This window comes from Streptosporangium sp. NPDC006013 (assembly GCF_040614275.1).
Taxonomy (GTDB): domain Bacteria; phylum Actinomycetota; class Actinomycetes; order Streptosporangiales; family Streptosporangiaceae; genus Streptosporangium.
The window spans coordinates 1-11892 of record NZ_JBEXUE010000319.1 but is presented as its reverse complement, the minus strand read 5'-3'; the positions used below and the strand labels follow the sequence as shown (position 1 = coordinate 11892).

Sequence of the window (11892 nt, the reverse complement as noted above, 5' to 3'; positions counted from 1 at the left end):
GCCTTCCGGATCGGGTCAGCATTCGAGAGAACTCGCACCATGTCTCCAAGCCTGTGCGTGATCTCCGCCAGCTCATCACGCCCCAGCCGCCTCTGAGGCAGTACGTGCGCGCGGCCGAGGCGTTGCTCGGCCGCGGCCAGGCGCACGTGGGCCGAAGCCAGGGAGCCTGCCTCGCGGAGAGTGCGTAACCGCGCCACGGTGGCGGCCCGGCGTTCACGATCGACGGCCATAGCGCTCCTTTCGGCCCACGGCGCTCGGCACACTCCCGCGGCTCGTCACGGGCAGGGTCGCCCGCCGGTCGCCCAGCGGCAGAAACCCGCCCAAACGGACCGTAGCAAGCAAGGTACGGTCCTCGGCTTTCGGGCGGGCCGGGGAGACTCCCCACCCGCGAACGCTGCCGACGCCGAGCCGTACCTCGAACGGGGTCAGTGCCCGACGAGGTTCATGTGCGCCTGCCCGTACCGATCGCCTGCCACCCCCACGGTGGCCGCCAGCGCGTCGAGGTCGGCCCGCTCGTCGGCCGACAGCCCGATCGTGGTCGCGTCGGCGTTCTCCCGCAGGCGGGAGATGCGGCGGGTGCCCGGGATCGGGACGATCCACGGCTGCTGGGCCAGCAGCCACGCCAGAGCCAGTTGTCCCGGCGTCGCGCCCTTGGCGTCGGCCAGGGCGCGGACGCGACCCACCAGGACCTGGTTGGCGGCCAGGTTGTCGGCGTCGAAGCGTGGAATGGTGGCCCGGATGTCGCCGTCGGCGAAAGACGCCTGGGCGCTCACCGAACCGGTCAGGAAGCCCTTGCCGAGCGGGCTGAACGGCACGAACCCGATCCCCAGCTCCGCGCAGGCGGGCAGCACCTGCGGTTCGGGATCACGCGTCCACAGCGAGTACTCCGACTGCACCGCGGTGACCGGGAACACGGCGTGCGCCTTCCGCAGTGTCGCGGCCCCGACCTCCGACAGGCCGAAATGCCGGACCTTGCCCGCCCGCACCAGGTCGCCCACCGTGCCGGCGACCTCTTCGATCGGCACGTCCGGGTCGACCCGGTGCTGGTAGAAAAGGTCGATCACGTCCACGCCCAGGCGCCGCAAGCTCGCCTCGGCGACCTTGCGGATCTGCTCGGGCCGGGAGTTCAAGCCGATCATCTTACCGTCGGCGATGTCCCAGCCGAACTTGGTGGCCACCTGCACCCGATCGCGGATCGGGCCGATCGCCTCACCGACGAGTTCCTCGTTGACGTAGGGGCCGTAGACCTCGGCGGTGTCGAAGAAGGTCACTCCGGCCTCCACCGCCGACCGGATCACGCCGATCATGTCCTGTCGGCTGCCCGGGTTGGGGCCGTAGCTCTGCGACATGCCCATGCAGCCCAGCCCCACGGCCGACACCCGCAAGCCCTGACCCAACGTCCTGGTATGCACTGCTACCTCCTGGGAGTCAATCAAGCTGCCACTGACCGGCGACCCCACGACGGCGCCGCTGGTGATGATTTTCCGCACGCGCGTCGCTCGCCTGGGCCTCAGCGGCTTGGCTTCAGCTGCTGGTGCCGCCCGGCGAGGGCAGCAGGCCAAGGCGTCCCAGCCATGCCTGGACCTCCGCAGCGGCGTCGCCGACTTGCTCGCCGCGTAAGGCGAGGCCTTCGGCGATGCTCGCGCCGGGGCATGAGGCGGCGTAGTCGCGAGCGGTGGTGCCCAACCCGCTCATGGCGTGGGTGGTGAACGGGACGACGGTCTTGCCGCGGAAGTCGAGACCTTCGGTGAACGTGGCCATGATCATGGGCGCGCGGACACTCCAGATCGGGCTGCCCAGCAGCACCGTGTCGTAGCGCTCGATCGCCGGCAGCGGCTTGGCGATCACCGGGCGCGCGTCGCCCTGCTGTTCTCGGACGTTGCGTTCGACAGTCTGGTCGTAGCTGAACGGGTAGGGGTCGGCGGCCTCGATGCGGTAGACGTCGCACCGCAGGAGCCTGCTGATCGTCTGGGCCAGCACCTCGGTGTTGCCGACCTCGAGGTCGCGGCGGCCGCCGTTGAAGTAGTTCTCGCCCGGCCGGGAGAAGTAGGCCAGCAGCACCGCCCTGCCTGTCCCCGCCGGCGTGGGGGACGCCGACTGGCGGCCGGTGGATCTCGGTGGGGCTGTGGAACATCCGGTGAGTATGGCCGTTCCCGTGAGGAGTGCGCCGTGTAGGAGCGAGCGTCGCCCCATCGCGGCGGCCTGCGGTGATCTCATGAGACGGGTCAGTCGATGCGGCGGTTGCCGAGCCAGGTGACGGTCTCGGGGTCGCGGTGGTCGAAGTACAGCGAGGCGCCGGTGTCCAGCGCGGCGATGGCCGCCATCTGCTCGCCGGTGAGGTCGAAGTCGAACACCTCCAGGTTGGCCGCCATCCGGCCGGGGTCGGCGGACTTGGCGTTCACCGCGACACCTCGCTGGATGAGCCAGCGCAGCACGACTTGGGCCACCGACTTGCCGTGCGCCTGGCCGATCCCGGTCAGCACCGGGTCGGTGAACAGGTTGTTCTTCCCGGCCGCGAACGGGCCCCACGACTCGGTCTGGACGCCGCGCTCGCTCATCAGCCGCTGGTAGTCGGCGCGCTGGAAGAACGGGTTGACCTCAACCTGGTTGACCGCGGGCGCCGTCTCGTTGTGGTCGATGAGGTCGATCAGCCGGTCGGGGTAGAAGTTGGACACCCCGATCGCCTTGATCAGGCCCTGCGCGTGCAGGTCCTGCATCGCGCGCCACTGACCGTAGACGTCACCGAAGGGCTGGTGGATCAGGTACAGGTCGAGGTAGTCCAGGGCGAGCCTGGACAGGGACGCCTCGAACGCGCGCCGGGTGTGCTCCTCGGCCGGGTTGTCCTGGACCCACAGCTTGGTGGTGACGAACAGGTCCTGGCGCGGAATACCGCTGCCGGCCAGGGCGCGGCCGACGGCCTCCTCGTTCTGGTAGGCCGAGGCGGTGTCGAACTTGCGGTACCCGGCGGCCAGCGCGTCGGTGACGGCCTTCTCGGTCTCCTCCGGCGGGATCTGGAAGACGCCGAATCCCAGGATCGGCATCTCCAGCCCGTTGTTCAGGGTGACGGTCTGCATGGGCTGTCCCTACGATCGATTTGTCTGAAGTGAGTCGCTCTGGATGCCCCATCGCCGGTATTCACTCACGGTAACCATGCTGTGATTCCAGGTTCGGTCGGGTGTCTCGGAGGCGAGCCGCCAGCATCGAGTGCTCGGCTTCGTCTCCAGCCTGCCGCCCTTCCGGGGTCTGCGGGAGACCGGGGTGTTCGGGGTAATGACAGGGCCCCCCACGCCGGCGCCACGCAGGACGGCCCGGTGTGACACTGGAGAACATGGCACATCAGCACGCCTCGGATGCGACCGGCCCGGAGCTGGGGCGCTTTCTACAGGCCCGCCGCAGGCAGACCAGCCCGGAGCAGGCCGGCCTGACCGCCGGGCAAGGGCTGCGCCGTACCCCCGGGCTGCGCCGCGAGGAAGTGGCCACGCTGGCGGGGATCAGCATCGACTACTACGTGCGCCTGGAGCGCGGCAAGGAGACCCGGCCCAGCCCGTCCGTGCTCGACGCCCTGGCCCGCGCGCTGGGCCTGGACGCGAGCGAGCACCGGCACCTGCGTGAGCTGGCCGCGCTCGCCGCCCGCTACGCGCCCGAGCCTCCGCCGCCCAGCCGCACGGTGCGGCCTCACCTGAAGCTGTTGCTGGAAACGCTGCGCCCTTTCCCGGCCTACGTCGTCAGCCGCAGCATGGACTTCCTGGCGGGCAACCCCGGCGGGCTGGCTCTGTACGCCGGGCTGGAGGAGTGACCGGTCACACAGCGTAACCTGGCCCGCTACCTGTTTCTGCACCCCGCCGCCCGCGACCTGTTCCCCGGCTGGGACACCCAGGTCCGCGGCTGCGTGGCCCGGCTGCGCGCCCAGGCCGGACTGGCGCCCGACGCGCCCGACCTGGCCAGCCTGGTGGGCGAACTGGTCGTGAAGAGCCCGGACTTCGCCAGGCTGTGGGAACGCTACGAGGTGACCGGCCGCCCCTACACCCACAAAGCCTTTCACCACCCCCAGGTCGGCACCCTCACCCTCACCCCCCAGTCCATGGACCTGGAAGGCACCCCTGGCCAGCGGCTGGGCGTTTACGTCGCCGAACCCGGCAGCCCGGACTACGACGCACTGCTCCTGCTGGACATGACCGCCCCCCATGCGGCCCCCGGGCCTTCCACCGGTTCGGAGCACACTCAACAGCGGCCGTGATGGCTGTCCACCCGTCGGCGGCCGGTCAAGCCTGATCGACCGGCCGCCGATCTTCAAGAAACGATCGTTTAATGAAGAGATCAGCTGGCAAAGGTCACGGTGACATCGCCGCCCTGAAGCGTGATCAGCTGTTCGACGGTGGCCTGGTAGGTGCCCAGGTGGATGACCTGGTCGGAGTGGCCGATGCCGTCGGTGTTGTAGTAGAAGCCGAGGTTGCCCCACGGCGCGAAGTAGATGAGGTCGCCGTCTTCCGGGTCCGATTCCGGCGAGTCGGTGGTATCGAGTTTGCGCGGCAGGTAGCCGATCTTCTCGCGGCCGCTGAACTCCTCCAACGTCAGAGTCAACGGGAGCATCGACAGGAAGTCGCGGGTGGTGGCGTTGTCGGCACCGATGACCACGTCCACGGAGACGCCGCGCGCGGTGAAGCGCACGACGCTGCCCTCGACCTGGCGGTCCGGGCTGGCGTTCGGGGTGCCCGCCGCGTCAGCAGAGGCCGACAGGGAGGAAGCGGGTGAGGAGGCAGGGAGCGTGGATGCCGGAGCGCTCGGCCCGGAAGCCGCAGGTGCCGGGCCGGTGGCGGCGCAGCTGGTGAGGGCGAGCAGGAGCGCGAGCGACCCGGCGATCAGGGTCTTGGTGAGCACGGGCATGGTCCTTTCCGTTCAAATGGTCAACGGCAGCTGATCGCTGAACCACTCGTCGCGCCTGATTGCAGGCACGGCAGAGTCAGCCCCACACGCGGTCGGTCCGCTGAGGGAGGCCGCGGGGCGACGGGCTGCCCCGTCAGTCCTGGGCTAGAGGCCCCTCGTACGGCAGGCGGGAGGAGGCGGTGTCGATGTCACCGGCGGCGTCTAGCGTGGCGGCCCAGCTGGCGAGCAGACGCAGGGCGTCGTGCGCAGGGGTGTCCGGGGCGGCGGTGTAGACGGTGAGGTTGAGGCCGGGGTCGGCGTGCAGGTCCATCGACTCGTAGTCGAGGGTGAGGTCGCCGACGGCCGGGTGGTGGAAGGTCTTGCTGCCCGCGTGATGCAGGCGGACGTCGTGCCGGGCCCAGCGGGCGCGGAAGTCGTCGCTGCGGGTGGACAACTCCCCGATCAGCTGGGTGAGGTCGGCGTTGAACGGGTCACGCCCGGCCTCGGTGCGCAGCAGCGCGACCGTGGTGTCGGCCGCGAGATCCCAGTTCGGGTAGAAGGCGGCGCCGTCCGGGGCGAGGAACTGGAAGCGCGCGATGTTGGCCGGGCCGCTCGCGCCGGGGCGCCGCTGCTGGTAGACGGGCCAGTACATGGCACGGCCGAGCCGGTTGACGGCCATCAGGTCCATGCGGCCGTTGCGGATGAGCGCCGGGGCATCCGTCATCGCATCCAGCATCCGCTGCAGCCCGGGCCGCACCTTCGCCGCCTGGCGGCGGGTGCGGGGCCGAGCGCTGGCGGCGCGGGCCAGGTCGAACAGGTGGGCGAGTTCGGCGTCGTCGAGCTGGAGCGCGCGGGCGACGGCGTCAAGGACGTTCTCGGACACGCCGCTGATGTGGCCCTTCTCCAGACGGGTGTACCAGTCGGTGCTCACCCCGGCCAGGACGGCGACTTCCTCGCGGCGCAGGCCCGGCACCCGGCGGCGCACCCCGGGCGCTAACCCGGCCTGCTGCGGGGTGATCTTCGCGCGGCGGGTGGCGAGGAAGTCGCGGATCTCGTCTCGGTTGTCCACCTTTCCCACTGTAGGGAGGGTCCGCAGCCCGAAGGGGGTTGAGGTTGTCCCCTGATAAGCGCGACCTCCCGCGCGTGCGACGCACCGGGTTTCCTGGACAGCGACCACCGGCGAAAGGTGGCGCCGGCCAGGCAAAAGAACGCCGTGGAGCAGGCCATCTTCTCTCTGCGGCACAAGTGGCCGGACCGGTTGGCGGAAACAGGGCGACTGAAGGAGGAGATGCCAATGTCGGAGGACAAGCCCTCTGGCGCGCAGGCCATGTTCGGGGATTTCGCGCCGCAGTTGGTACATCTACCGACGATGTGCTGTTCGGCGAGGTGTGGCCGGATGAGGGCCTGTCACGGCGCGACCGGAGCCTGGTGACTGTGGCCGCGCTGGTCGCGCTGTACCGGGGCAACGAGTTGCCTTTCCATCTCAAGACGGCCCTGGACAACGGATTGAGCACCGAGGAGCTCAAGCACGCGATCACCCATCTGGCCTTCTACGCCGGCTGGCCGAACGCGATGACCGCCATGACCCAGCTGAAGAAGATCATCGAAGAGGGAAGCTGACCGGCCATGCAACTGATCAAGCAGCCGCCTACCAGTAAGGCCCCGGCGGAGATGTTCACCGGGGATGCCTGGTGGGATGTGATCTACCGGGGCGAGGAGCCGTCGCGGGCGCGCGCGAATGTGGTCCACTTCGCGCCGGGCGCCCGCACAGCCTGGCACTCCCACGGGCTCGGCCAGACCCTCTACATCGTGGAGGGCATCGCGCTGATCCAGTCACGTGGCGGGCACCTGATCGAGGCCCATCCAGGCGACATCGTGTACACCCCGCCGGGTGAGGAGCACTGGCACGGCGCCACTCCCGATCGCTTCATGATCCACCTGGCTTTGTGGGAGGGCGACGACACCACCTGGCTGGAGCACGTCAGTGACGCCGACTACGGCGCGACACGCTCCGGCACCCGCCACTGAGACCACCAAGACCGCACCGAAGGGAACCCATCATGCGCGGAGTAGTTCTGCACGCCCCGGGCGATGTCCGAGTCGAGGACCGCCCCGACCCGACGATCATCGAACCCACCGACGCGATCATCCGCGTGACCGCCGCCTGCGTGTGCGGATCCGACCTGTGGCCCTACCGCGGGGTGGAGAAGCTCGACGGGCCGGTCGCGATGGGGCACGAGTACGTTGGCGTCGTGGAGGAGGTCGGCAGCCAGGTCAGCACGATCCGGCCGGGCCAGTTCGTGGTCGGCTCGTTCTGGGCCTCGGACAACACCTGCGAGATCTGCCGGTCGGGCTACCAGAGCGCCTGTATCCACCGGCTGCTGATGGGCACGATCGGTACGCAGGCCGAGTACGCGCGGATCCCGCTCGCCGACGGCACCCTGGTCGCCACCCCCGGCATGCCGGATGCTGACCTGGTCCCGAGCCTGCTGGCCGCCTCCGACGTGCTGGGCACCGGCTGGTTCGCCACCGTCGCCGCCCAGGCCGGGCCCGGCAAGACGGTCGCCGTGGTCGGCGACGGCGCGGTTGGGCTGTGCGCGGTGCTGGCCGCCAGGCAGCTCGGCGCCGAGCGCATCATCGTGATGAGTCGGCACGCCGCCCGCCAGGACCTGGCCCGCCGCTTCGGCGCCACCGACATCGTGACCGAACGCGGCGACGAAGGGGTGGCCCGGATCAAGGAGCTCACCGGCGGCCTGGGCGCGCACAGCGTCGTGGAGGCGGTCGGCACTCAGGAGTCGATGACGCAGGCCATCGGCTCCACCCGCCCCGGCGGTCACATGGGTTTCGTCGGCGTCTCCCACGACGTCTCGCTGCCGGGCGACGAGCTGTTCTTCTCCCTCGTCCACCTGCACGGCGGCCCCGCCCCGGTCCGCCAGTACCTGCCGGAACTGATCGACCTCATCTGGAACCGGCAGATCGACCCCGGCCAGGTCTTCGACCTCACCGTTCCGCTGGACCAGGCCGCCGAGGCCTACCGCGCGATGGACGAACGCCGCGCCATCAAGGCCCTCCTGCTGCCCTGACCACGAAGGAGACACCATGCCACGCCTACGGTTCTCCACCCCGGACGCGGAGATCATCGTCACCACGACCGACAACCCCACCACCCAGGACCTGCTCGCCCAGCTGCCGCTCACCCTCACCTTCGAGGACTTCGCCGGCAAGGAGAAGATCAGCACCCTGCCCGAACGCCTCACCACCCAAGGCTCCCAGGGCAGCGCGACCCGCGACGGCGCCCTCATCTACTACGTCCCGTGGGGCAACATCGGCTTCGTCTACCGCGCCGACGGCAAGCACGACGACGACGTCATCACCCTCGGCAGCATCGAGTCCGGCATGGACCAGATGGAGCTCCTCGAACAAAACCCCGTGCACGTCGACCTTCACAACCCTTAGCCGGTCTTTCGGGTCGGCCTGACCATCCCTGCCAGGAGAGAACGAGATGAACCCCACCTACGACTTCACCGGCCAGGCCGCCTTCGTCACCGGAGCAAGCTCCGGGATGGGCCTGGCCACCGCCCATGCCTTCGCCGAATCTGGGGCGGCCGTCGCCCTCACCGACATCAACGAAGCCGCCCTGAACCTCGCCGCCAAGGAACTCGCCGACGCCGGCCACCAGGTGCTCGCCATCGCGTGCGACGTCACCGACGAAGACCAAGTCGCCGCCGCCGTCGACCAAACGGTCGCGACCTTCGGCCGCCTCGACATGGCCTACAACAACGCCGGCATCCAGATCCCGCCCAGCGACGCCGCCGACGAGCCGGTCGAGGTCTTCGACCGGGTCAACGCCATCAACCTGCGCGGAGTCTGGGCCTCCATGAAGCACGAGCTGCGGCACATGCGCGCCCAGGGCAGCGGCGCCATCGTCAACTGCTCCTCCCTCGGCGGCCTGGTCGGCATCCCCGGCCGCGCCTCCTACCACGCCTCCAAGCACGGCGTCATCGGGCTGACCACCAGCGCCGCCCTGGAGTACGCCCCGCGCGGGGTCCGTATCAACGTGGTCTGCCCCGGCACCATCGACACCCCGATGGTCACCGACATGATCGCCAAAGGCGAGCTCAACCTGGCCGAAGCCGAGGCGAACCAGCCCATCAACCGGCTCGGCACCGCCGAGGAGATCGCCCAGGCCGTGCTGTGGCTGTGCAGTCCCGGAGCGGGCTTCGTCATCGGCGTCGCACTGCCCGTCGACGGCGGCTACGTAGCCCGCTGACCCACCCGGCAACTCAGCGGTCACCGTGTCGGCGGCGGGCGCGCAGGCCGCTGGTGACATCGGCGCGGGAGAAGGCGTGGCAGCCCAGGAAGTTGATGTTGTCATAGGCGATCAGCGACAACCGCGCGCCCAGACGCTTGCTGACATCATGTCCGCGTTTCCACTGACATCTTCTTCGCGCCCAACACGTGGCCCCTCCCTACGGCCCTGAGAGGGTTCCCTGAAGAGGTCCGCTAGACAGCTAGGCCGCAGGTCAAACACCTGTATGACCGCTAGCGGGCCCGCTAGACCTAGCGGGGGAGCCGCTAGGAAACGCCCCGTCGTCCAGCGTCCAGGCGGCGGGACATTGCCTTGCACAGCAGGGGCCAGTCAGTCGTCCAGGGCGGCCACCGCCGACGTGATGAGGTTGCGGGCCGCCTTGCCGTACACCGCGAGCTCCGCCATCTTCGTGAACACCTTGCCGTACATGGCGATCTCGTGGGGCTGTGTGATCGTCAGATGCCCCGACACCAGTTCCACGGTGACCTCATCGTCGTCGAACATGAAGAACGACTCCGTGGGCCACATGCTGGCCGAGTCCCGAGACAGCCCAAGCCGAGAGCCTGCAGGCGAGCGCTGGCGACGAGGAAGGTACCCCCTGATGACTGGACCTCCGGCCCTGATGACCTCCTGGAGCCCGTCCTGTTCGGACGAGCTCCAGGCTTAAGCCCGCATGATTCCGCATGGACGGGCAGAGGCGGCGCTGAGAGTGGTATGCAGGCTTCCCGCCCGCATGCTTACTTTGGCCAGTAGACGCCTGCGGCTTTGGCGAAAAGCTGAACGTTCACCTTCGGCAGCAAGGGGGCTGGCTTCCAGCCCAACACTTCCTGGATGAAACCGCCCTTATCGCCGCAACTCTCGTTCCACTGCCCATCGAGGACCGGGAGCCGAAGGAAGTTGAGCCGCTCCCCAGTAGATGGATGGACCGGGTGCGTGAAGAAGGACAGGAAGTTCTCGTCTGGCCCATACTTAGGGTGGGCTGGCCTGAACGGGGCTCCTTCCAACACGCCGTGCTGGCCGGAGCCCGTGCCGTAGTAGTTGTCCGTGGTGACGTACCAGAGGATGCGGACTTCTCCAGGGGCAAGGAAGTCGGGATCCTTTGATCCATTCGTGGCTGGCCATATTGGGCCCACGGCGTGGCCGAGGGGCCTGTGCTGCGCGCCATCGATCGGCACGGGCGTTTGTCTGGCACGCCGGAAGCGACCATGCGTGGCACCGGCCGGATGTCTGGCGACGGGCTCAACCAGATCGTGCGACGCGCAGCGGAGAGGGCAGGGCCCAAGGACGCGCACACCTACACCGCACACTCGCTACGGGCCGGAGGAGCGACGGCGGCGAAGGCGGGCGCCTCGATGTCGGCTATCGCCCGGCATGACCGTTGGTCGGAGAAGTCCCCAGTGGTTCACGGCTACATCAGAGCTGCCGACAAGTGGCGGGACAACCCGATGTGTGGTGTAGGGCTCTGAGGTCGCCCTGTAGGGTCTCAACGATCTTCGCATAATCTCAACGATCTTGGCGCCGATCTGGCACATGTGCCAGATCGGTGAGACAGCCTTTCTGTGAGAGGGTGTCTCTGATCCCTCTGGCTTTGATCCTTTCGTGCATGGGCCGGAGCTGGGATACCAAGATCCAGTCCTTGGTCTTGCCGGGATAGCCTGGCTTCCAGCGTCGGCCCGCCCCCCCGGGGGCGGTCGAACCTCGCCGGCGACCATCCGGCTGGCCGGTCGTCGGACAACGTGTCGGCTATGTCAATCGGTCGTGCTGGCGTGCACGGCGATGATTCGCCAGCCGTGCGTCTCGCCGTATAGCCAAGTACGGGTGTAGCGCATCCTGGCCGCGAACGGCGCACCGGAGACGGTCCCTTCGACGGTGCCGAGAAACCACGTCACCCCGGTGCGCCCATCGGCGAGCACGGTCAACTCCTCCTCGGCCACCCTCGTCACCACCTGCGCCCGAGTGCGGTGCAGCTCCAGGTCGTCCGCCTTGGTCGCAACGTTCGCACCGAAGGTAAAGATCAGCCGATCATCCAGCAGCCGATCCAGCGCCTCGACATCTCCAGCGAGCTGCGCGGCCTGGAGTCGGCGCTCGGCGTCCCGCAAGTCCTCCATCATGAGGTCCACCCTCCCAGCCAGCGCCGTATCCGCGCCAGGACGTTCACGCTCGGCTGATCTTTGCAGTCCGATCCAGGGACTCCGATCGTCGGTGAGTGGGTGTCGGGTTTAGAAGGCTTCCCGACAGGCCGTTGAAGTGGTGCGCGGCGGCCCGGGAAATCAGACCGTCGCGAGTTCGCCACAGGCTGCGGAACCACGAGCGAGCACATCCGCTACATCCTCGACGAGCACCCCGTCGATCGACCGATCCTGACCATCAGTCCCCGCAGGTGAGGAAACCGCCATGATCGTGAGACAAGCGGCTCACCACATCAGTGAGACAGTGCGGAAACCCGCAGGTCACGCAAGATCAAGATGTCACGAAGACTGAGACCCTACACGCCCAGAAAAGGCGCAGCATGCGATGCGGTAAGCGGACGGGATCTTGGCCCGGCTGCGTCCTCCTGATGGCGATGAGCCCGGCATGGCAAGGAATGCGAACCGATCTCCAAAGCCCAGCAGGGCTAGGCACCAAATCGGGGATCGTCCTCAAGAACTCGTCCGCGCAGGGCCTCCAGTTCCCGCCCCAGAGCGCCCGACCCGACGAGCATCAGGGCGTGTACCGCGCTC

14 protein-coding genes and 1 pseudogene are annotated in these 11892 nt (G+C 68.5%); 6 read left to right on the top strand and 9 right to left on the bottom strand.

Translation table 11 applies throughout. The annotated features are described in order from the left end of the window. The 4 genes from ABZ260_RS35230 to ABZ260_RS35215 form a co-directional block, all read right to left on the bottom strand. Window positions 1-230 (bottom strand): hypothetical protein (locus ABZ260_RS35230; RefSeq protein ID WP_355626307.1); only part of this gene is annotated, 230 nt, incomplete at its 3' end. 195 nt (window positions 231-425) lie between these two features. Further along, window positions 426-1412: an aldo/keto reductase gene (locus tag ABZ260_RS35225; RefSeq protein WP_355626305.1), complete on the bottom strand. Its 987-nt coding sequence runs from the start codon at window positions 1410-1412 to the stop codon at window positions 426-428. A 112-nt stretch (window positions 1413-1524) separates the two neighbouring features. Next, window positions 1525-2061, bottom strand: a complete 537-nt coding sequence (locus ABZ260_RS35220) for a flavodoxin (protein WP_355626303.1) — start codon at window positions 2059-2061, stop codon at window positions 1525-1527. 164 nt (window positions 2062-2225) lie between these two features. Next, window positions 2226-3074, bottom strand: a complete 849-nt coding sequence (locus ABZ260_RS35215) for an aldo/keto reductase (RefSeq protein WP_355626301.1) — start codon at window positions 3072-3074, stop codon at window positions 2226-2228. 254 nt (window positions 3075-3328) lie between these two features. On the opposite strand from ABZ260_RS35215, the pseudogene ABZ260_RS35210 reads away from it, so the two are divergent. Continuing rightward, window positions 3329-4237, top strand: a pseudogene (locus ABZ260_RS35210) (helix-turn-helix transcriptional regulator). Window positions 4238-4317: 80 nt separating this feature from the next. Here the strand turns inward: ABZ260_RS35210 and ABZ260_RS35205 are convergent. Both ABZ260_RS35205 and ABZ260_RS35200 read right to left on the bottom strand, forming a co-directional pair. Further along, on the bottom strand, window positions 4318-4878 hold the full coding sequence (locus ABZ260_RS35205; protein WP_355626299.1) for a cyclophilin-like fold protein: 561 nt from the start codon (window positions 4876-4878) through the stop codon (window positions 4318-4320). A 139-nt stretch (window positions 4879-5017) separates the two neighbouring features. Next, window positions 5018-5932, bottom strand: coding sequence for a helix-turn-helix transcriptional regulator (locus ABZ260_RS35200; RefSeq protein ID WP_355626297.1), 915 nt, complete (start codon window positions 5930-5932; stop codon window positions 5018-5020). A gap of 302 nt (window positions 5933-6234) precedes the next feature. Between ABZ260_RS35200 and ABZ260_RS35195 the strand changes: the two genes are divergently transcribed. Genes ABZ260_RS35195 through ABZ260_RS35175 form a run of 5 tightly spaced genes read left to right on the top strand, consistent with a single transcriptional unit; the run spans window position 6235 to window position 9133 of the window. Next, a complete protein-coding gene (locus tag ABZ260_RS35195) occupies window positions 6235-6483 on the top strand; it encodes a carboxymuconolactone decarboxylase family protein (RefSeq protein ID WP_355626295.1) in 249 nt (82 codons plus the stop codon). A 6-nt stretch (window positions 6484-6489) separates the two neighbouring features. Next, the gene (locus tag ABZ260_RS35190; RefSeq protein WP_355626293.1) at window positions 6490-6891 is read left to right on the top strand and encodes a cupin domain-containing protein; all 402 of its coding nucleotides are present in this window, start codon (window positions 6490-6492) and stop codon (window positions 6889-6891) included. A gap of 32 nt (window positions 6892-6923) precedes the next feature. Continuing rightward, a complete protein-coding gene (locus ABZ260_RS35185; RefSeq protein ID WP_355626291.1) occupies window positions 6924-7946 on the top strand; it encodes a zinc-dependent alcohol dehydrogenase family protein in 1023 nt (340 codons plus the stop codon). A 16-nt stretch (window positions 7947-7962) separates the two neighbouring features. Then, window positions 7963-8319, top strand: a complete 357-nt coding sequence (locus ABZ260_RS35180; RefSeq protein ID WP_355626289.1) for a cyclophilin-like fold protein — start codon at window positions 7963-7965, stop codon at window positions 8317-8319. A 46-nt stretch (window positions 8320-8365) separates the two neighbouring features. Then, window positions 8366-9133, top strand: a complete 768-nt coding sequence (locus tag ABZ260_RS35175; protein WP_355626287.1) for a glucose 1-dehydrogenase — start codon at window positions 8366-8368, stop codon at window positions 9131-9133. Window positions 9134-9502: 369 nt separating this feature from the next. On the opposite strand, the gene ABZ260_RS35170 is transcribed toward ABZ260_RS35175, so the two are convergent. The 3 genes from ABZ260_RS35170 to ABZ260_RS35160 form a co-directional block, all read right to left on the bottom strand. Beyond that, complete coding sequence (locus tag ABZ260_RS35170) at window positions 9503-9676, bottom strand: hypothetical protein (protein WP_355626285.1); 174 nt, start codon at window positions 9674-9676, stop codon at window positions 9503-9505. 233 nt (window positions 9677-9909) lie between these two features. Continuing rightward, on the bottom strand, window positions 9910-10347 hold the full coding sequence (locus ABZ260_RS35165) for a hypothetical protein (RefSeq protein ID WP_355626283.1): 438 nt from the start codon (window positions 10345-10347) through the stop codon (window positions 9910-9912). 573 nt (window positions 10348-10920) lie between these two features. Continuing rightward, on the bottom strand, window positions 10921-11283 hold the full coding sequence (locus tag ABZ260_RS35160) for a nuclear transport factor 2 family protein (RefSeq protein ID WP_189143089.1): 363 nt from the start codon (window positions 11281-11283) through the stop codon (window positions 10921-10923). Between the last annotated feature and the right edge of the window lie 609 nt (window positions 11284-11892).